Source organism: Candidatus Palibaumannia cicadellinicola, assembly GCF_000754265.1.
GTDB classification, from domain to species: domain Bacteria; phylum Pseudomonadota; class Gammaproteobacteria; order Enterobacterales; family Enterobacteriaceae; genus Baumannia; species Baumannia cicadellinicola_B.
The window spans coordinates 658,047-679,287 of record NZ_CP008985.1 but is presented as its reverse complement, the minus strand read 5'-3'; the positions used below and the strand labels follow the sequence as shown (position 1 = coordinate 679,287).

The 21,241-nt window shown below is 41.4% G+C and carries 20 protein-coding genes, 1 other RNA gene and 2 pseudogenes; 21 read left to right on the top strand and 2 right to left on the bottom strand.

Features of this window, described 5'->3' with window-relative positions:
* Positions 1–250: 250 nt before the first annotated feature.
* The 15 genes and pseudogenes from tsaE (at position 251) to cysQ (ending at position 14,630) form a co-directional block, all read left to right on the top strand.
* Positions 251–730 carry a tRNA (adenosine(37)-N6)-threonylcarbamoyltransferase complex ATPase subunit type 1 TsaE gene (tsaE, locus tag IM45_RS03225; protein ID WP_038499244.1) on the top strand — a complete coding sequence of 160 codons (480 nt, stop codon included), beginning with the start codon at positions 251–253 and terminating at the stop codon, positions 728–730.
* Positions 727–1,938, top strand: a pseudogene (locus IM45_RS03220) (N-acetylmuramoyl-L-alanine amidase); the annotation flags it as partial. The gene tsaE and the pseudogene IM45_RS03220, both read left to right, overlap by 4 nt.
* 154 nt (positions 1,939–2,092) lie before the next feature.
* Positions 2,093–3,808 carry a DNA mismatch repair endonuclease MutL gene (mutL, locus tag IM45_RS03215; protein WP_038499241.1) on the top strand — a complete coding sequence of 572 codons (1,716 nt, stop codon included), beginning with the start codon at positions 2,093–2,095 and terminating at the stop codon, positions 3,806–3,808.
* Positions 3,801–4,748: a tRNA (adenosine(37)-N6)-dimethylallyltransferase MiaA gene (miaA, locus tag IM45_RS03210; protein WP_038499238.1), complete on the top strand. Its 948-nt coding sequence runs from the start codon at positions 3,801–3,803 to the stop codon at positions 4,746–4,748. The genes mutL and miaA overlap by 8 nt, the downstream gene beginning before the upstream one ends.
* Before the next feature lie 125 nt (positions 4,749–4,873).
* Positions 4,874–5,164 carry an RNA chaperone Hfq gene (hfq, locus tag IM45_RS03205; RefSeq protein ID WP_038499234.1) on the top strand — a complete coding sequence of 97 codons (291 nt, stop codon included), beginning with the start codon at positions 4,874–4,876 and terminating at the stop codon, positions 5,162–5,164.
* 256 nt (positions 5,165–5,420) lie between these two features.
* On the top strand, positions 5,421–6,584 hold the full coding sequence (gene hflK, locus IM45_RS03200; RefSeq protein WP_038499231.1) for an FtsH protease activity modulator HflK: 1,164 nt from the start codon (positions 5,421–5,423) through the stop codon (positions 6,582–6,584).
* Between the two features lie 6 nt (positions 6,585–6,590).
* Positions 6,591–7,619 carry a protease modulator HflC gene (gene hflC, locus IM45_RS03195; RefSeq protein WP_038499228.1) on the top strand — a complete coding sequence of 343 codons (1,029 nt, stop codon included), beginning with the start codon at positions 6,591–6,593 and terminating at the stop codon, positions 7,617–7,619.
* 127 nt (positions 7,620–7,746) lie between these two features.
* On the top strand, positions 7,747–9,051 hold the full coding sequence (locus tag IM45_RS03190; protein WP_038499224.1) for an adenylosuccinate synthase: 1,305 nt from the start codon (positions 7,747–7,749) through the stop codon (positions 9,049–9,051).
* A 113-nt stretch (positions 9,052–9,164) separates the two neighbouring features.
* Entirely contained in the window at positions 9,165–11,408 is a 2,244-nt protein-coding gene (gene rnr, locus IM45_RS03185; RefSeq protein WP_051984617.1) for a ribonuclease R, read from the top strand.
* Between the two features lie 43 nt (positions 11,409–11,451).
* Positions 11,452–12,198 (top strand): 23S rRNA (guanosine(2251)-2'-O)-methyltransferase RlmB, encoded by a 747-nt coding sequence (gene rlmB / locus IM45_RS03180; protein WP_038499221.1) that lies wholly within the window; start codon positions 11,452–11,454, stop codon positions 12,196–12,198.
* A 195-nt stretch (positions 12,199–12,393) separates the two neighbouring features.
* Entirely contained in the window at positions 12,394–12,774 is a 381-nt protein-coding gene (gene rpsF / locus IM45_RS03175) for a 30S ribosomal protein S6 (protein WP_038499218.1), read from the top strand.
* Between the two features lie 6 nt (positions 12,775–12,780).
* Complete coding sequence (gene priB / locus IM45_RS03170) at positions 12,781–13,101, top strand: primosomal replication protein N (RefSeq protein ID WP_038499216.1); 321 nt, start codon at positions 12,781–12,783, stop codon at positions 13,099–13,101.
* 8 nt (positions 13,102–13,109) lie between these two features.
* A complete protein-coding gene (gene rpsR, locus IM45_RS03165) occupies positions 13,110–13,337 on the top strand; it encodes a 30S ribosomal protein S18 (protein WP_038499212.1) in 228 nt (75 codons plus the stop codon).
* 59 nt (positions 13,338–13,396) lie between these two features.
* A complete protein-coding gene (rplI, locus tag IM45_RS03160; protein WP_038499209.1) occupies positions 13,397–13,849 on the top strand; it encodes a 50S ribosomal protein L9 in 453 nt (150 codons plus the stop codon).
* Positions 13,850–13,880: 31 nt separating this feature from the next.
* Positions 13,881–14,630 carry a 3'(2'),5'-bisphosphate nucleotidase CysQ gene (cysQ, locus tag IM45_RS03155; RefSeq protein ID WP_038499206.1) on the top strand — a complete coding sequence of 250 codons (750 nt, stop codon included), beginning with the start codon at positions 13,881–13,883 and terminating at the stop codon, positions 14,628–14,630.
* Positions 14,631–14,646: 16 nt separating this feature from the next.
* Here cysQ and ssrA read toward each other — a convergent pair.
* Together ssrA and smpB are read right to left on the bottom strand one after the other, a co-directional pair.
* Positions 14,647–15,033, bottom strand: a transfer-messenger RNA (tmRNA) gene (gene ssrA / locus IM45_RS03705).
* A gap of 34 nt (positions 15,034–15,067) precedes the next feature.
* Positions 15,068–15,550, bottom strand: coding sequence for an SsrA-binding protein SmpB (smpB, locus tag IM45_RS03150; protein ID WP_038499202.1), 483 nt, complete (start codon positions 15,548–15,550; stop codon positions 15,068–15,070).
* Positions 15,551–15,713: 163 nt separating this feature from the next.
* Between smpB and IM45_RS03145 the strand changes: the two genes are divergently transcribed.
* The 6 genes and pseudogenes from IM45_RS03145 to rsmA all read left to right on the top strand — a co-directional run bounded on the left by IM45_RS03145 (position 15,714) and on the right by rsmA (position 21,232).
* Entirely contained in the window at positions 15,714–16,148 is a 435-nt protein-coding gene (locus IM45_RS03145; RefSeq protein WP_038499199.1) for an SRPBCC family protein, read from the top strand.
* Complete coding sequence (locus IM45_RS03140) at positions 16,138–16,431, top strand: RnfH family protein (RefSeq protein WP_260086850.1); 294 nt, start codon at positions 16,138–16,140, stop codon at positions 16,429–16,431. Before IM45_RS03145 ends, IM45_RS03140 begins: the two co-directional genes overlap by 11 nt.
* An 843-nt stretch (positions 16,432–17,274) precedes the next feature.
* Positions 17,275–17,910: pseudogene (gene lptD / locus IM45_RS03800) on the top strand (LPS assembly protein LptD); the annotation flags it as partial.
* 190 nt (positions 17,911–18,100) lie between these two features.
* Positions 18,101–19,408, top strand: coding sequence for a peptidylprolyl isomerase SurA (gene surA / locus IM45_RS03130; protein WP_038499192.1), 1,308 nt, complete (start codon positions 18,101–18,103; stop codon positions 19,406–19,408).
* Between the two features lie 2 nt (positions 19,409–19,410).
* Positions 19,411–20,406 (top strand): 4-hydroxythreonine-4-phosphate dehydrogenase PdxA, encoded by a 996-nt coding sequence (pdxA, locus tag IM45_RS03125; RefSeq protein WP_038499188.1) that lies wholly within the window; start codon positions 19,411–19,413, stop codon positions 20,404–20,406.
* Positions 20,399–21,232 (top strand): 16S rRNA (adenine(1518)-N(6)/adenine(1519)-N(6))-dimethyltransferase RsmA, encoded by an 834-nt coding sequence (gene rsmA / locus IM45_RS03120; protein ID WP_038499167.1) that lies wholly within the window; start codon positions 20,399–20,401, stop codon positions 21,230–21,232. Before pdxA ends, rsmA begins: the two co-directional genes overlap by 8 nt.
* Positions 21,233–21,241 lie beyond the last annotated feature (9 nt).

The window sequence follows — 21,241 nt, the reverse complement described above, 5'->3', positions numbered from 1 at the left end:
CATGGGTATATATTTAGCTTCAGTTTCATCAGATAGGCATAAAAATGCGCTTCAATTACTGGTATTCTAGAGTCACAATGCTTTTATTACCCCTCACTCGAAATCAATGATCTTCCGGCTCAAGACTTATTTTAGCGAGATGACAAATTATTGCTTTCGTGTTTTTTTTGACAGATAGCTTGCGTCAAAGCTATCGCTACTAGCATTTGCATGCTATCAATTTATTCTGATCACAAAGCATAGAAAAAATATGGAAAAACTGATCATCCCTTTACCAGATGAAATGGCAACAGTGGCTTTAGGTGCGACATTAGCCGTCGCATGCCAACAAGCTTGTGTAATTTATCTTTATGGCGATATTGGCGCCGGTAAGACGACCTTATGTCGAGGATTTCTACGGGCGTTAGGGTATGTGGGAAATGTTAAAAGTCCTACTTATACTTTGATAGAGCCATATGTGTTAGCACGCTGGACGGTTTATCATTTCGATCTTTACCGTTTAGCAAACACAGAGGAACTAGAGTTAATAGGTATACGAGACTATTTAGATCATTGTGCTCTATGTTTGATAGAGTGGCCACAACATGGTGAAGGTATTTTACCCACTATGGATCTATCTCTTACCCTTAAGTCTCAGGGGATAATACGTCGGGCTGAGCTACAAACATACAACGCTAACGGCGAACACCTGCTGGCAGCTTTGTCCTTGCTGCAGGAACCTTATTCATGAAGCTATTATATTATTATATTACTTTGTTTTTAGTAATAGGATTAATTATGGGCCGGTGCGCTGCTGCGACCCTACGCAATATCCAAGTCACTAATAATATCATCCACTCAACGGTAACACTCTGTTTCAATGCACCACCAGTATATACTTGGTTCTCTCTGCATAATCCAGAGCGGGTAGTATTGGATATTCGCCAAAGTGTACTTTTGCAGGGGCAGGAAGAGTTACCGATAAATTTTAACGGCAATAATCTTATTAAACGTATTCGCACTAGTAGACCAGTAGATAAGCAAAGTTTACGTCTAGTTTTAGAGTTAACGTGCCAATCTAACATACGGGTAACGAAACAACAAGTGAGTGAGCGTTATAATGTAGTATTAACGATTTTGGCCACTGATATTAATAGAAAGATGTCAGCGGTAAGTAGTACGCCCCTACCTTTACCTTCTAACATGATAAATAGAGACCTTCCCACAGCAAGTACTGTACCAGTAATAGTAGCTATTGATGCGGGACATGGTGGTCAAGATCCAGGTGCTACTGGCCCCAACGGACTTCAAGAAAAAAATGTCACGATAGCTATAGCTAGAAAGCTAAAAATTATGCTCAATGCGGATCCTATGTTTAAGCCAGTACTAACTCGTGACGGTGACTCTTTTATCTCGGTGATGGGTAGATCCGATGTAGCACGTAAACATGGAGCAAGCGTGCTAGTATCCATACATGCTGATGCAGCGCCCAACCGCCGCGCTAGTGGAGCTTCGGTCTGGGTACTATCTAATCGACGTGCTAATAGCGAAATGGCTAATTGGTTGGAACAATACGAGAAACAATCGGAACTACTAGGCGGCGCAGGTAATTTACTAGCCAATAGTAAGACCGATCCCTACTTCAGCCAAGTTGTCTTAGATTTACAGTTTTGTCATTCACAACGGGTAAGTTATGACATTGCTATGAAAGTACTGCGGCAATTAAAAAATATAGGCACGTTACATAAAAACCTGCCTGAACATGCCAGCCTTGGAGTACTACGTTCTCCGGATATTCCATCATTACTAGTGGAAATAGGTTTTATAAGTAATATGCTAGAAGAGCAACTACTAGGCAGCAATGCTTATCAGGAAAAAATAGCTCACGCCCTACATCTGGGATTACGTGCTTATTTTATAGCGCATCCTTTACGACAAACTAGTTTCAAGGAACAAAGACTACAGAACTTTAGCTCTACAACTTATCGTTTGCCGGCGTACGGTGCTGTTTGAGATCTATTAGGTGCCGTTACCATATGTTAGCAAAAGTAAGTAAGCTCTCTACCTGTGCACTATTTAGCTTGTATTACACACACAAAAGGAACTAGTTGCTATGCCCATTCAGATACTGTCGCCACAATTAGTCAACCAAATAGCAGCCGGTGAAGTAGTAGAACGGCCTGCGTCGGTAGTAAAAGAATTGGTAGAAAATAGCCTAGATGCTGGCGCTACGCGTATCGATATTAAGGTAGAACGTGGTGGAGCTAAAACAATACGCATCCGTGACAACGGCAGCGGTATCAGTAAAGAGGAACTAGCACTAGCTATTGCCCGCCATGCTACCAGCAAAATATCTAGCATGGAAGATTTAGATTGTATAACGAGCATGGGATTTCGTGGTGAAGCCCTAGCTAGTGTTAGCTCGGTAGCTCGCCTGACTATTACTTCACGTACTACAGGGCAAAATGAAGCTTGGCAGGCATACGCCGAAAAATACGATAAAACTGTTACTATTAAACCGGCTGCACATCCGATAGGGACCACAGTGGAAGTTGTAGATCTATTTTATAATACACCAGCTAGACGTAAGTTCATGCGTGCTGAAACTACTGAGTTCAAGCATATTGAAGAGGTTATTCGCCGAATAGCACTTGCGCGATTCGACGTAACATTTATTCTACAACATAACGATAAAACTGTACAGCAATACCGCGCTGTCATAGAACCTAGTAAATATTCGCAGCGACTCAGTCGTTTGTGTGGAACCGCTTTTGTCAAGCGTGCACTAGCAGTGTCCTGGCAGCATAGCGATTTGACTATTCAGGGTTGGGCTGAAGATCCTCGCGGCGAAGATTTGCCGGAAATGCAATACAGTTACGTCAACCAACGTATGATACGAGATAAGCTAATTAACCACGCTATCCGCCAGGCCTACCAGGAGCAGTTGGTAGGGATGCGGCAACCAGCTTTTGTTATATTTATCGTAATTAACCCTAAACAAGTGGATATCAATGTTCATCCAGCTAAAAAAGAGGTGCGATTTCATCAAGCAAGACAGGTGCACCATTTGATTTATCAGGCGGTCATTACTGTTTTGCAACATAATCTACCTGTCCGTTCCGCTAGACAGCAAGGTGTGAAAACAGCTCAACCTCATGTTATTCTACTGAGTAAGGAGAATAAGTCAGTCAATTATTCGGCTTGCGCAAAAGACTCTAATGAACTAAAGCTACAAGAAGTACCGCCCCTGGCGGCACAAACCTGCTACGATCCATATAGTTTCGGTAGAGTACTAACTTTTTGCTCTCCTTCCTATGCGCTGTTAGAATCAGCTAATGGATTGTCCTTATTATCACTGCCATTCGCGGAACGCTATCTCACTGAGCGTCAATTAATGCCAGAAGACAATACTCTGCTAGCTCAGCCGCTACTCATTCCACTACGTATGATATTACGCCCTTGCGAAGCTGCTGCGCTTCATCACCATAGGATATTTTTGCAAAACATGGGGATTTTACTGCAATCTAACGAGCATCAGGCAATACTTAATGCAGTACCTTTGCAATTATTAAGAAAAAAAAATCTACAAAACTTGATTCCAGAACTGTTAGGCTACCTTAGTAGTGAAGCATCCGTAACATATCATAAAGTTGCTGCTTGGTTAGCACGCAGGATCAATGATGAAGTGACTATATGGAGCTATTCCAGAGCGATACCATTAATCGCAGAAATAGAGCGACTTTGTCCACATTGGGTGAACAAACCCCCTAATGGACTTATGGTTACACTTAATATTGAAACTGCCATAAAAGCCTTGAACTATGACTAAGCATTGCAGTCGCCTACCTATAGCTATATTTCTTATGGGACCAACAGCATCTGGTAAAACTGCATTAGCGGTTAAACTATACCAGCAGTTACCGGTTGAAATTATCAGTGTTGATTCAGCGCTGATTTATCGCGGCATGGATATTGGTACTGCGAAGCCAGACAGTTATGTACTGACGCAGGCACCACACAGGCTGATCAATATCTGCGATCCAGCAGAACCATATTCAACTGCAGATTTTTGCCGTCATGCACTTGATGAAATGGCTGATATAACCGCAGCAGGACGTATACCATTGCTTGTAGGTGGAACAATGCTTTACTTCAAAGCATTGCTAAATGGATTATCCCCATTGCCTAAGGCTAATAATGAAATACGTATACGCATTAAACATGAGGCCAAAACTACAGGATGGGCAGCGTTACACCGGAAATTACAAGAAATTGATGTTAGAGCTGCAAATCGTATTCATCCGAATGATTCACATAGAGTATCCCGAGCACTAGAAGTTTTTTTAGTTTCAGGTAACACTATAACGGAAATGAATAAAATATCTGGTGATGCGTTAAAGTATCAAGTGCATCAATTTGCTCTGGTGCCATTTAATCGCTTCTTGCTACACCAGCGTATCGTACGGCGATTTCATCAGATGTTAAATGATGGATTTGAAAATGAAGTCAGTATGCTTTTTGCACGTAATGATCTGAATCAAGACATGCCATCCATCCGTTGCGTTGGCTACCGTCAGATATGGTCATACCTAGCCGGAGAAACAGATTATGATGATATGGTATTTCGTAGTATTTCTGCAACACGACAGCTTGCCAAGCGCCAAATGACCTGGTTGCGGGGTTGGCCAGCTGTCAACTGGCTAGATAGTGAGCAACCTGACACAGCTCTTAACAGAGTATTACAAGTGATGGGTGCATATACTGGTTGATTTATTAACCACAGGTGATAGTACAGTACAAAATAAAGAGTACTAAACGCGCTTTGTTACATCGGTTATTTGATTGAAAGCTACATGGTTCTTATTATAAGTAAGTCAAGTAAGGAAAAGATAGAATGGCTAAGGGGCAATCTTTACAAGATCCGTTCTTAAACGCATTGCGTCGGGAACGCGTTCCGGTTTCTATTTATTTAGTGAATGGTATTAAACTACAGGGCCAAATTGAGTCTTTCGACCAGTTTGTCATTTTGCTTAAAAATACGATCAGTCAGATGATTTATAAGCACGCTATATCAACTGTGGTTCCGTCGCGCGCTGTGTCACATCACAATAACAACCTGAGTGGCTGCTCTAGTCATTATTATTATGGTAATAATCCTGTACCGGAAAATTATGATGCTGAATAGCACGTGTGAATAATTTATATTTTGCTATTTAATGGTGCTTTAGCTTTATCCTAAAATTTAACTATTTAAAGCTAACTAGCCAAAACAATAGCCCTCACTACTTGGTCATCTAGTTTTATTAAAGGAAAACAACACGATAGTCAATGGCACAGAGATCACTACTAGTGGATGACATACATGACGAGCTATGATCAGCACTTACCACCTAGAGCCGACCACATAGCAATTTTTATCAATCGTAAAATGGAGCTAAAACATGGCGTGGAATCAGCCCGGTAATCACGGACATGACCGCGACCCGTGGGGAAGTAGTAATAATAATAATGGAAATTATAATAGTTCTGCTAATTTAGATGAGATTTTTCGTAAGTTAAGTCATAAATTAAGCGGATTCGGTCATCATGGTATGCCTGGGAAAAGTAGCCTGTATATTGTGCTAATAACATTAATATTAATCTGGTCCGGCAGCGGTTTTTATACCATTAAAGAGGCCGAACGGGGCGTGGTACTTCGCTTTGGTAAATTTTACCATCTAGTGAATCCAGGCCTGAACTGGAAGCCGACCTTTATCGATATAGTAACTCCGGTCAATGTGGAGTCAGTACGAGAATTGGCTGCTTCGGGTGTAATGCTTACTTCAGATGAAAACGTAGTACGCGTGGAAATGAATGTGCAGTATCGTATTACGGATCCAGAACGTTATCTTTTTAGCGTGACCGACGCTGACGAAAGTCTGCGTCAGGCTACCGATAGCGCCTTGCGCGGCGTTATCGGTAAATATACGATGGATCTTATTCTTACGGAAGGCCGTACTGTAGTACGCAGTGATACTCAGCGTGTTCTAGAGGATACCATTCAACCATATAATATGGGTCTAACCTTGTTAGACGTTAATTTTCAAGCGGCACGGCCCCCAGAAGAGGTAAAAGCAGCTTTTGATGATGCCATCGCTGCGCGCGAAAACGAACAACAATATATTCGCGAAGCAGAAGCTTATGCTAACGAGGTACAACCTCGAGCTAACGGTCAAGCGCAGCGCATCTTGGAAGAGGGTCGTGCTTATAAAGCACGCACGATACTAGAGGCACAAGGTGAAGTTCAGCGTTTCGCTAAGGTGTTGCCTGAGTATAAGGCTGCACCAGAAATCACACGCGAACGTCTATATATCGATGCTATGGAGCATATGCTAAGCAACACTAATAAAATTATAGTCAACGAAAAAAGCAGTAATAACTTAATGATGCTACCGCTAGACCATATGTTACGCCATCATTTGACTGATAATAACAAACATGTTCAGGACAGCGATGCGTTTAATTTAATGCGGTTACCCACAGCCGGCAACAAAGATAGTGAGACAGTTATTAACCAGCGCAAGGCTAATATACAGCGCGATAATGCCAACAGCAAAGGGAGATAGTAACTAATGCGTAAGCCTTTAACACTAATTGTGGTCATAATTTGTTTAATGTTGTACGCATCACTATTCGTTGTTCAAGAAGGACAACGTGGTATCGTTTTGCGCTTCGGTAAAGTACTACGCGATAGCTATCACAAACCACTCATTTATAATCCGGGCTTGCATATTAAGATTCCTTTAATTGAAACGGTAAAAAACCTAGATGCGCGTATTCAAACTATGGAAAATCAGGCAGATCGCTTTGTCACGATGGAAAAAAAAGATCTCATCGTTGACTCCTATATTAAGTGGCGTATCAGTGACTTTAGTCGTTATTATCTTGCTACTGGTGGTGGTGATGTTTCACAGGCCGAAGTGCTACTCAAACGTAAATTCTCTGATCGCTTACGTTCCGAATTAGGTAGGCTGCATGTCAAGGGTATTGTGACCGACTCACGTAATCAGCTCATGACCGACGTACGGGAAGCGCTTAATCATGGTACCTCTGGCGATGACGATGAGTTACCATCGACTGCGACTGATAATGCGATAGCATCTGCGGTAGCACGTGTTGAGCGCGAAACAAAGGGGTTGCAACCTGCTGCAGCTACAGTAAATTCGAATAGTATGACCGCGTTGGGTATTCAGGTCGTAGATGTGCGTATCAAGCAAATCAATTTGCCGACCGAAGTGTTTGATGCTATCTATCAGCGTATGCGTGCTGAACGTGAGGCCGTTGCTCGTCGTCATCGTTCGCAGGGCCAGGAAGAAGCGGAAAAACTACGTGCAACAGCGGACTATAAAGTGACACGAACTCTGGCAGAAGCTGAGCGTCAGTCACTCATTATTCGCGGTGAGGCGGATGCAGAGACTGCTAAATTATATGCGGAAGCTTTTAGCGAAGATCCGGCTTTCTATGCTTTTATCCGTAGCTTGCGTGCATATGAAAACAGCTTTAACGGTAATAATAATTTTATGGTACTGAGCCCGGAAAGTGATTTTTTGCGATTCATGAAATCACCTGTAAAAACTATTCGCAGCCACCGTCTACCCTGATGAATATCTCATGAATAGGACTAATGCGCTTGACCTTACTACTATTTTCCTTAAAATTAAGTACTGAAAAAATAAAATTCAGATGATAAAATTTACTTTTAAGTAAGTAATATGGTAAATGTAAGATATGAGTAATAACGTTGTCGTGCTTGGTACCCAATGGGGTGATGAAGGTAAAGGTAAAGTTGTTGACATCTTGACTGAACGGGCGAAATATGTGATTCGTTATCAGGGAGGACACAATGCTGGTCATACTTTGGTTATCAATGGTGAAAAAACTATCCTTCATTTAATTCCTTCTGGCATTCTGCGAGAAAATGTAATTAGTATCATTGCCCATGGCGTAGTACTATCGCCGGAAGCTCTAATGAAAGAGATGCATGAGTTGGAGGCACGAGGTATCCCAGTACGCGAACGTATGCGTATTTCGGAAGCTTGCCCGCTTCTTCTTTCTTACCATGTAGCGATGGATATCGCCCGTGAGCAAGCTCGTGGCGCCAACGCTATCGGTACCACTGGACGTGGTATCGGTCCTGCCTATGAAGATAAAGTAGCGCGACGGGCACTACGTGTAGGCGACCTATTCAAAAAAGAATCCTTTGCAGTTAAACTTAAAGATGTCGTGGACTACTATAACTTTCAGTTAGTACATTACTATAAGGTAGAATCAATTAACTACCAGAAGGTACTTAACGATGTCATGGCTGTGGCTGATATATTGACCAGTATGGTAGTTGATATCTCCGAGCTACTATACAACGCCTATCAGCGTTGCGATGTAATGATGTTTGAAGGTGCTCAGGGTACCCTATTAGATATTGATCACGGTACTTACCCCTATGTGACCTCTTCCAATACTACAGCAGGTTGTGTAACTGCTGGTTCTGGCCTAGGACCACGCTATATAGAGTATGTGTTAGGTATTGTTAAGGCTTACTCCACACGCGTAGGTGCTGGCCCATTTCCTACCGAGTTATTTGAAGAAATAGGTGAGTTTCTTTGTATTAAGGGTAATGAGTTCGGAGCAACAACTGGCCGCCGCCGTCGTACTGGTTGGCTTGACGCAGTAGCTCTCCGCCGCGCTGTACATATCAACTCCCTATCTGGCTTTTGCCTTACTAAGCTAGATGTACTAGATGGCCTAAAGGAAGTAAAAATATGTTCTGCTTATCGTATGCCGGATGGTTGCATAATGCAGACTACACCGATGTCAGCAGAAAACTGGGAAGGTATAGAACCCATTTATGAAACTCTACCGGGCTGGAGTGAGACAACCTTCGGAATGCAAGCATTAGAAAATTTGCCAGAAGCGGCACGCAACTATATTAAACGTCTAGAAGAGCTAACAGGAGTGCCTGTTGATATCATCTCAACAGGTCCAGACCGCCGTGATACTATTATTTTACGCGACCTATTTAGCGTTAACGTATAATAGCTAACAAAGTTACATAACATATAGAAAATAAACCAAGCACATCAAGGTTTGTTTTCTAAACCTTGCTTACCTGCACAGTGACCCTTTTACGACATTATGGAGGTAGCACGATGTCAAAATCTCCTTTTATGGAGCTAGAGAGAGAAAAATATGAGTTTCCAGTCCCCAGCAGGGAATTAATCCTTGTTCACCTTGCCAAGCGAGAGACCCCGATAAGCCGTGAGGATTTAGCTCGGGAACTAAATCTTTGCGACATAGAACAATTAGAAGGTCTACGTCGGCGCCTGCGCGCCATGGAGCGAGATGGACAATTAATTTTTCTCCATAAACAGTATTATGTTCTACCAGAACGTCTCAATTTACTACGTGGTACGGTCATTGGCCATAGAGATGGTTTTGGTTTTCTACGAGTTGATGGTAGAAAAGAAGATTTTTATCTTTCCGCCGAACAGATGAAAATGGCTATTCATGGAGATGTAGTTTTAGCGCAATCTCAAGGAGAATACCATAAAAATCGCATCGCCGCTCGTATTATACGAGTACTAGTACCTAAAACTAACCAAATCGTAGGTCGCTTTGGCATAAATGCTCATAGTGCCTTTGTCGTACCGGATGATAGTCGTCTTAGTTTCGACATCCTGATTCCGTCGGAAGCGACACATAACGCTCATATAGGCTATATGGTAGTAGTTCAATTAACCCAGCGTCCTAACCGTAATACGAAAGCTATCGGTAAGGTAGTCGAAGTACTAGGTGAGAAGATGGACCCAAGCATGGCCGTAGATATTGCGCTACGTACTCACGATCTACCTTATATATGGCCGCTAGAAGTAGAAAAACAGGTTGCTAATTTAACAGAAGAAGTACCTGAATCGGCTAAGTACGGCCGTATTGATTTACGCATGCTACCTTTAGTAACTATCGACGGAGAAGAAGCACGTGATTTCGATGATGCAGTATACTGTGAGAAAAAACGCGGGGGATGGCGTTTATGGGTAGCTATTGCCGACGTCAGTTACTATGTACGTCCACATACGCCGCTAGATTCTGAAGCCCGCAACCGTTCTACATCAGTTTATTTCCCGTCTCAAGTTATTCCGATGCTACCAGAGGTACTTTCCAACAGTTTATGTTCGTTAAATCCTAAGGTAGACCGGTTGTGTATGGTGTGCGAAATGACTATCTCTGCTTATGGCAGACTTTCTTCCTATAAGTTTTATGAAGCAGTCATGAATTCCCAAGCACGTCTTACCTACAATAAGGTCTGGCAGATATTACAGGGCAAACAAAAGCTGGGTGCTGATTATGCACAGCTAATGAAGCCGCTTACCCAATTGTATGCTATGTATCAAAAGCTGGAGCATGCGCGGATACAGCGCGGCGGTTTATCCTTTGAAACAGAAGAAGCAAAGTTTATTTTTAATGCCGAGCACCGTATTGAACGTATTGAGCCAGTTATCCGCAATGAAGCTCATAAACTCATTGAAGAGTGTATGATTTTAGCAAATATCGCAGCTGCACGCTTTATCGATAAAAATAAAGAGCCCGCGCTATATCGCGTACATGATCGACCCAATAATGATAATATTACCTCACTACGTACCATTCTAGGAGGACTAGGATTAACCTTAGGCGGTGGTGATCAACCTAAAACTAAGGATTATGCAGATATCATGAGTCGAATCTCTGGTAGAACAGATCATGAAATGTTACGGACAATGCTGCTACGATCTATGAAACAAGCAATTTATGATCCTGAAAATCGTGGTCATTTCGGTTTAGCTTTGCAGGCTTATACTCATTTTACTTCACCTATCCGTCGTTATTCAGATCTAGTATTGCACCGGGCTATTAAATATCTATTAGGTAGGCAAAACGGAAAAGTTGATGGGTGTTCCACCCCAACCGGGGGCTGGCATTCAGAGCCGAAAGATATGCTACAAATTGGCCAGCAGTGTTCGATGAGCGAACGGCGGGCTGATGAAGCTACCCGTAATGTAGCTGATTGGCTGAAATGCGATTTTATGCAAGACCATGTAGGTGAAGTTTTCTATGGAATTATCGCAAACGTAACTAGCTTCGGTTTCTTTGTGCGTATTAATGAACTTTTTATCGATGGTCTTGTACATGTCTCATCACTAGATAATGATTATTACCGCTACGATAATGTTGGTCAGCGGCTAATAGGCGAGTCTGGTGGTCGAATCTATAGGATTGGTGACGCAGTAGGAATTCGTGTCGAAGCCATACATATGAGTGAGCGAAAAATTACCTTTTCGCTAATCTCAACCCGGCGTAACGATCAAAAAAGTAAAAGTCAGCCGCCAAACCAGCAGCACCTCGTGGCCAGCTGACCGACAAAAATAGTCTACGGTCAATATAAACACACACGAAAGAATGAGCGAAATTATTTATGGCATCCACGCTGTGCAGGCACTTTTAAAACGTGCTCCCCAATTGTTTCGAGAAGTTTATATTCTCAAGAAACGCGATGACCAGCGCTTCAAATCGCTAATTAAGCAACTGGAACAAGCCGATATTATTATCCAGCTAGTTAATCGCCAGTGGCTAGATAGACAAGCAGAAGGTACTGTACATCAGGGGATTATGGCACTCGTGCAACAACAAAGATCCCAGTTTCAGGAACAAGATCTACCAACGCTGCTAGCACCACATGATGGAGCACCGCTATTGCTAGTGCTAGATGGTGTTACAGATCCTCATAATTTAGGGGCGTGTCTTCGTTGTGCCGATGCGGCTGGAGTACATGCAGTCATTATTCCAAACAATCGTTCAGTACATTTAAACGCCACAGCTAAAAAGGTCGCCAGTGGCGCTGCAGAAACAATACCATTGATTCGCGTTACTAACCTAGTACGTACATTGCAGTTACTGCAGCAATATCATGTATGTATTATTGGTACAGCTATTGAGGCCGATCATAACCTCTATCATAATCAATTAAACTTCACCGGACCGATAGCGTTGGTTATGGGTGCAGAAGGGAAGGGGATGCGTCGCTTGACCAAAGAACATTGCGATGAGCTTATTCGCATACCTATGGTTGGTTCGGTCTCTTCGCTTAATGTTTCAGTAGCGGTCGGTATTTGTCTTTTCGAGGTCGTCCGACAAAGAATAGGTTAGTTGTAGCTGTAGTTTATAAGTACTTCGTTAGTACACGACACGGTAACATAATAATCAACCTTAGTCCTTGTTTTTACCAAATCTGATTAGTACAATTGCGCGTTGTTTTTCACAAAAGATTGCCTGCTTCCTTCCATAGGCCACGGTTGACCTTGACAGGAGGCTAAATAGTCTGTATCCGTAAGGAGCAATTTAATGCGTCATTACGAAATTGTTTTGATGGTTCATCCTGACCAAAGCGAACAAGTTTCTGGAATGATTGAACGTTACAGCACAGTTATTACCGGTGCTCAAGGTACCATTCATCGTTTGGAAGACTGGGGCCGTCGTCAGTTGACTTATCCCATTAAAAAACTGCATAAGGCACACTATGTCCTGATGAACTTAGAAGTTTCACAGAAAGTCATAGACGAACTGGAAAAATCTTTCCGCTTTAATGAAGCCGTTATCCGCAGTATGATAATACGTGTTAAGCATGCAGTAGCTGAAGCATCTCCAATGGTAAAGACAAAAGATGAATACCGTGAAGATTTAGCTACAGAAACAAAAAAATATTCTGAGGTAAGTAATGAGTAATTTGTGATGGCTAACCGTCTGATGTTGTCAGGTACCGTTTGCAAGATGCCCCTTAAAAAGGTTAGTCCATCTGGTATCACACATTACCAGTTTGTGCTTGAGCATCGTTCTGTGCAGGAGGAAGCTGGTTTTGTACGCCAGGTCTGGTGTCGGGTACCAGTAGTAGTCAGTATCAGTAGAAAAACCTCAAATCAGATTACTCACCGTATAACAATCGGCGAGCAAATTACCGTACACGGGTTCATCAGTAGTCATCAAGGACGTAATGGACTCAGCAAAATGGTCTTGCATGCCGAACAGATTGATTTGATAGATTCTGGAGACTAACATAGTATATGGCACGTTATTTCCGTCGTCGCAAGTTCTGCCGTTTCACTGCAGAAGGCGTTATTGAAATAGATTACAAAGACATCACAACGCTAAAAAATTACATAACCGAAAGCGGTAAAATTGTACCAAGTCGTATTACAGGTACTCGTGCGAAATATCAACGTCAGTTGGCCCGTGCAATCAAGCGTGCACGCTACCTATCTCTATTACCATACACTGATCTTCATAAATAACTTATAGCTTATAGTTTGTTTACTACTATATATAATAACTATTATAAGAGGATAAGGTTATGCAAATAATTTTGCTTGATCATGTCTCTAACCTTGGCAGGTTAGGTGAAAAAGTTAAGGTTAAAGCGGGCTATGCTCGTAACTGTCTAGTACCACAAGGGAAAGCTGTGCCGGCTACGAGAAAAAACGTTGATTATTTTGAAAAATGTCGTGTGGAATTAGAAGCGAAACTAGCTGAGATTAAGTGTACTGCTGAAGCTCGTGCTGATAAAATTAATAAACTAGGTAGCGTCACCATCTTATCCAAAGCTGGCGAAGAAGGTAAATTGTTCGGCTCGATCGGTACTCGCGATATTGCTAATGCTATCACGACTGCTGGTATAAATATCACCAAAAGTGAAGTCCGTCTTCCTAATGGCGTTCTACGTACTACTGGTAATCATATAGTCAGTATTCGTATTCATAGCGATATTTCAGTTACTATAAATGTAGTTGTGATAGCTGAAGCATAAACTAAATAGCATAAATTAATAGATAATTAATATGATCAAACAAATAATTGAACTTTCTCGCGCGGCAGGAAAGGCTATTATGCAGGTCTATACCAGTGAACAACCGTTGGTTTTTAATAAAAAACAGGATACATCTCCCGTTACTGCTGCAGATCTCGCCGCACATCAGGTGATAGTTTCTGGTTTACAGAAACTCACTCCGGATATACCGATACTATCGGAGGAAAATCCACCTGGCTGGGATTTACGGCAGCATTGGCGTTGTTTCTGGTTAGTCGATCCACTTGATGGCACGAAAGAGTTTCTACGTCATAATGGCGAGTTCACAGTAAATATCGCTTTGATAGAAAATAGTAAGCCAGTAATGGGGGTTGTATATGCACCTGCCATGGATATGGTATATGCAGCAGCTAATTGTAAAGCATGGAAAGTAGATGCTAGTAACCATTGGTTAGAACTATCAGTTAAAGAATCAAACCCACCGCTCGTGGTGGTTAGCCGCTCTCATGGTAACAATCAGAAATTACACGATTACCTGACGCAACTAGGAGAGCATAAGACGATTACTATTGGGTCATCACTAAAATTTTGCCTTGTAGCAGAGGGGCGCGCACAAATATATCCGCGCTTCACGCCGACTAATGTTTGGGATACTGCTGCGGGCCATGCTATTGCTATAGCGGCTGGTGCTCAAGTAAATGACTGGCATAAAAAATCCATTGACTACACCCCGCGCGTATCTTTTCTTAACCCTGGTTTTCAAGTGTCGCTTTTATTTTGATAAGGTAAGGTTAGGATGGTGGAGCTGGCGGGATTTGAACCCGCGTCCAGAATTTCTACACCATTGGTACTACATGCTTAGTACTGTTTTTACTTTTGTTTTGTCAACTGCGAACAGACACGCTATTGAAAAACTAGCCTAATAATATTTATTTTTAACGCTTTAGTCCTCGGCAGGATATCAACGCGATCTCTTTTATGTTTGACCTTTCTTAACCCCTGTTCTAAGAGAGAAGACTAGGGAGAGAGGGAATCTTCAGTGTTTAGGCCGATTTAAGCTGCTAATGCAGCAGATTCGTATTGCGAGTTATTTGCAATTATTTATTTTAGGTTGTTTTACGAGATAACCTAACTCGGCATGCACCTAGAGTTACGTAAATCCTGTCGAATCCAGAATCAGCCCCATAGTACTAATACTTATGTAAGTATATAACTTTATTACCTATAAAGATATTTTGTGATACGTTTTTTATGAAGCAGCCATTCACTTTCTTTTAGTAAAAGACGTTTGTCATATCTTGTTTTACCTTTAGCTACGCCAACTTGGATCTTAGCTAAGTGTTTTTTCCAGTAAAGTGATAGCGTTACAATCGTGTAACTTTTACGATAAACTTGGCTAAACAAATAATCAAGTTCACGTCTATTGAGCAATAGCTTTCTAGTACGCATAGGATAACAAACTATATGAGATGAAGCAACTATAAGTGGCTGAAAAGTAGCGCCAAATAAAAAGGCTTCTTTATCTTTTAGTAACACATAACTATCGCTGATGTGCACTCTTCCAGCGCGCAGAGATTTGACTTCCCATCCTTGTAACAAAAGTCCTGCTTCAAACTTTTTTTCAATGAAATATTCGTGGTACACACGCTTATTTTGCGTAATAGTGGTTAAGTTAGATTTATGTGTTTTATTCTCGTTCATAGAAAGTTAGCTAATATTATCCAGTTCACTAAGGGTAACAGGGTTCCATGAAAGTTTCATCGCATAACTTGGCAGTTTATTATAACAAACGGTCTTTTTATCTCGTCAAAATAGAGATAATAATATCTAGATTAATCGAACATGACAGGATACAGGAAAAGTTATGCCTCTTATCACGAGATCAGTAATTGTTCCCTATAGTGCAGAACAGATGTTTGCTTTAGTTAATAATATAAGTGCCTATTCGGAATTTATCCCAGGATGCATTGCCAGTCGGGTATTAACCCAGCACGGCAGCGAGTTGACAGCTGAAATGAATGTTTCTAAAGCAGGCATTAGTAAATCGTTCACTACTCATAATATCATGAATAAAAATAAAAGTATTATTATGGATCTTGTGGAAGGTCCTTTCAGTTCATTTGCCGGAGACTGGCGTTTTATTCCACTTAGTGATGACGTGAGTCAAGTAGAGTTACATCTTAATTTCGAATTCAAAAATAAGTTGATTGATATGGCACTAGGTAAAATATTTAAAGAAATGGCTAACGGCATGGTAATGGCATTTACTCGTAGGGCAAAGGAAGTTTATAGTGCCTAATATTAGAGTTCAGGTAGTTTATGCGCTACCAGAATATCAGTATATGCTATCGTTACTACTTTCAGAAGGCAGTACAGTAGAGCAAGCTATTAACGCATCAGGTATTCTTACATTGCAGCAAGAAATAGATATGATAAATATCAATAAAGTCGGTATTTTTAGCAGGATTATCTCACTTCAGGAAAAATTACACGATGGTGACCGGGTAGAAATTTATCGGCCATTATTAATCGATCCTAAAGAACGACGGCGCCAACGCGCAGAGCATAAGATTCACAAGTAGTTGATCCTCTATATCCGGATACTCCATAAATATCTGTAAATATTAATGCAATAAAACCGTAGCAAATTGTTTGCCATATATTAAAGTAGTAACACTTTGTTTAGTTAAATATCACTTTCAAGATGCTTTTTAAAAGGCCGAAGGCCGAAAGCCTGGTCTAACCTCAAGACTAAAGATACTAATGTTTCTCAAGGAAACTACCAAATGGTAGTGCGGCAAGGCCGAGGATATGCCAATACTATGAAGCAACGCGGCAACAATCGCGTTACTATTATGGTAGCATAATACTCTTATAGATAATAAATAGCGCTTTGGTATCAACTACACTAAAGTCAGTGACTTTTATTACTTTGACGCAATAAACTCGAAGTATCGCGATACGCGATAATACAGAGAGTTACGTAACCCAGACGTTTAGCATCAGTTATACCGACAACAATTGGGATACCACCCTTTCCCATAAATAATTTCAAGTATTTAACACCCACTACTGGGCTTACCGCGCAGTACCGCAGTTAAATGTTACCTATGACAAATACAATATCGATCCTTTCTATTTTAAAATAATCAGCCAGACGACTAAATTCACCAACGTTAATCGCAGCTATTAGCGATAATAAGATTATCGCTAATAGCTGGGGTAATCTTGGTACTGAAGCTAAATTGATTGATTGCCACTTACTATCAACCTATCAACAGGAAAATATTAAGAAATATAGTGAAGTAGGTCGTAACTTAGAAGAATCCGTCAAACGCTTGATGCCACAGTTCAAAACCTACGGTAATGTAATATTTGATAGTAACATTAATTTTTATCATGATTATACGTAAACGCTAGAGCCTCGACTACAGTACCTGAACCAAAACAATATTGGCGTTTACGACTCCACCATCCTACAGATATCCTATGCCGGATTATGCAGGGACCGTAGCTACAGTGGTCTAGATCGAATTTCTTCCGCAAACAAGCTGGTAGGAGGTATAATAACTCGTATATCTGATAGCGCTTTAGTTAAAACATTTCACACATCTTTAGACAAAGTCTATTATTTCTTACTACCACGTACTGAAGATATCATTAGTACTCAGAATAAATCTGTTAAGACTCGTAGAGTAGTATGGGCGGGTGCTAGTTTCTGGCGCATTAGCAGTAATTGGGGTGTCTACGGAGGAATGCAGTACGATACTAGTCTTAATAGTATCGTGCTGGGCGATGTAGTGCTTGCATACCAACAAAACGACAATAATGTATTGCAGCTTAATTATCGTTACGCCAACCCACAGTATGTCAAGCCAATACGTGAAGATATTTATCTTCCAGGCTATCAGCAGGGGATCTCCCAAGTAGGAGTAACTGGAAAGTGGCTATTAGTTAACCGTTGGTCGCTAGTAGGAGCATATTATTATGATACTATGATAGATAAACTTATTGGCTTGCAATACAGTACTTTGGACAGTCAATATAGGTTACGAGCATAAAATAACCGGCTGGAGTAATACAGATAGTTCTAGCAAGTATGACACGATATTATCGTTTCACATTGAACTACGTGGGTTAAGCAACCATGATAATTCTCGTCTAGAAACAGAAAACATAATAGGCTCCGTGCTGATGCCTTATCAGCATCAGTAGAGATTTTTGTGGTACTTTTTTTGAAACGGAAAATTTATGATAAACGGCAGAACACTTATCTCTAGCATTGCTCTGTGCGTATACACAAACGCTTCTTTATCTGCTCAACAAGTTATTCAGATAGATCAAGTTGCCGCCGTAGTTGAGAATGACATAATTCTAGAAAGCGATGTTAATACTTTGCTTAATTATGTTAAACTAAACGTGAAATCTATACCTCTACTAGAACTAGAAGAAACCACACTCCGTCAGTATATTATTAACCGGTTAATTCAAGATAAAATAGTTCTACAACAGGCAAAGCGGGGTGATATTATCATTACCGATGCTGAGTTAGACCAAGTTATTAGCGATATTGCTATCGAGAATAATTTTACGATAGCTCAGTTACGTAGCCGTATTGCCTATAACGGTATAAGCTACGAGACTTATCGTGCGCAGCTTCGTCAAGAGCTATTGATAACAGAAGTACGAAACGAGGCTATTCGCCGGAGTATAAGAATTTTACCACAGGAAGTAAATACTCTGGCACAACAAATTACAGCGCAAAACAGTAACAGCACTAAATTTGATCTGAGTCATCTTTTGATACCACTACCTGATAACCCTTCACTATATAAAATTAATAAAGCTAAAGCACTAGCTATGTTTCTTATAGCACAAAGCAAAACAAACTATGATTTCAATCAGTTAGCTATCAAATATTCTACCGATAATCAGATTTTAAAATCAGAACATATGATTTGGAGAAAACTAGAAGAATTACCAACTGTATTTGCTAAACGCTTACAGGGAGCGCAAAAAGGTAGAGTAATTGGCCCTATATACTCAGATATAGGCTTTCATATCTTAAAAGTTAATGATATACGTGGCGACAACCACAATATGTCTGTTCCAGTTACAGAGGTTTATGCTAGCCATATTTTACTACGTACCTCGTTGAGGAGGACCGATGATCAAGCCCGCGCCAAACTGCTTGAGATAATACAGAACATCAAGAGTGGCCGTATCAGCTTCAGCGTAGCTGCTAAGCAAATATCAGAAGATATTAGTTCGGCGAACCAGGGAGGTGATCTAGGCTGGAATCCCTTGAACGCCTTTACTCCGACATTCCGCGGCGTATTATTGTCTCTCAAAAAGGGCGAGTTCAGCGTACCTGTTTACTCCTCACAGGGCTGGCACCTGATTCAACTACAAGATACCCGCCAAGTAGATAATACTACATACAAAGAAGAGGCATATCGTCTACTGTTAAATCGGAAGTTAAATCAAAAGGCACGTACTTGGATGCAAGAACAGCTGGCTTCGGCTTATATCAAAATTATTGACCACGATGGGGAGTAAGTATGGGTAGTAAGTCGCGTATAGTAATCACTCCTGGCGAACCCGCTGGGATTGGTGTCGATCTCGTCGCAATACTAGCTCAGCAGACGTGGCCGGTGGAAATAGTTATTTGTACTGATCCCTACTTACTGACTGCCCGAGCACAACAGCTTGGTTTACCGCCGTTGCTACTTCATCCTTATCAGCCTGATCAACCAGCTGTCATCCACCCTGCTGGTGAACTGACCGTACTGGCACTTCCAGCGCCAGCTATAGTAACTGCAGGTGTTCTTAATGTAGCTAACAGTAACTATGTTGTCGCAACGCTAGCGCGCGCTTGTGACGGCTGCCTTAGCGGTGAGTTTGCCGCACTACTGACTGGACCAGTACATAAAGGGATAATTAACGAGTGTGGTATACCATTTAGTGGTCATACCGAATTTTTCGCCGAACGTAGCCAGATAACAAGAGTGGTGATGATGCTGGCAACGGATTCGCTGCGCGTGGCCTTGGCCACGACACATTTACCACTTAGTGCCGTGCCAGGGGCAATTACCAATCAGATGCTGTGTGAAGTGGTTACCATACTTGTAGATAATTTGCGTCAGCAATTAGGTATTATGCAGCCGCGGGTTTACGTTTGCGGCTTAAATCCGCATGCCGGCGAAGGTGGCTATATAGGCCGTGAGGAGATTGACGTAATAATACCAGCGTTAGATGCACTACGCGCCAAAGGTTATAATATTATGGGTCCACTACCAGCAGATACTATTTTTCAACCTAAATATCTACAGTATGCTGATGTAGTACTAGCGATGTATCACGATCAAGGTTTAACGGTGCTTAAATACCAAGGATTAGGTAGGGCAGTTAATATAACCTTAGGTCTACCTTTTATTCGTACTTCTGTTGATCACGGTACTGCACTTGAACTAGCAGGTACAGGACTTGCAGAAGCAAGTAGCATTAAAAATGCTCTTAATATGACCATAGATATGGTAAAACATCGTTATGCATAATCGTTATTATCAGGGCCATTTCCCGCGTAAATGTTTTGGTCAACACTTTCTGCAGGATAGCGATATTATTGAATCCATCGTAGCTGCGATCGATCCGAAACTTGGTCAGGCTATTGTTGAGATAGGACCAGGTTTAGGTGCACTGACCAAACTAGTAGCAGAGTATATCGATACCATGACGGTTATCGAGCTTGACCGCTATTTGGCTGCACGTTTAGCGAGTCATCCTGTTATGCAGCAGAAGCTGAACATCATGCAGCAGGATGCTATGAAGGTAAACTTCGCCGATTTGTCAAAGTCGCTTGGTCATCCGTTAAGAATTTTTGGCAACTTGCCTTATAACATTTCTACACCACTCATTTTTTGCCTTTTCCGCTATCTTGATGTAATTCATGATATGCACTTTATGTTGCAAAAAGAAGTGGTCAACCGTCTGATAGCTAACCCTAATAATAAAACTTACGGTAGGTTAAGCGTGATAGCTCAATACTATTGTCAGATCAACTTGGTTCTAGAAGTTCCCCCAGGGTCTTTCAGACCCGCACCTAAGGTTGAATCAGCAGTGGTGCGGCTCGTGCCTTACGATACACCACCCTATCTGGTTAAAGATATTAACCAGTTATCTACCTTGACCCGCCTTGCATTTAACCAGCGTAGGAAGACTATTCGTAATAGTTTAGGTAACCTGTTCAGTGTCGAACAGTTGTTAAAACAGGGATTTATGACCACGCTACGTGCGGAAAATTTAAGCGTTGAGCAGTATTGTAGTTTAGCTAATGTGCTAGCAGAGCGCCTTCCTGAACATTACAAGGACTCAAAGTTCTAAGAGGAGTAC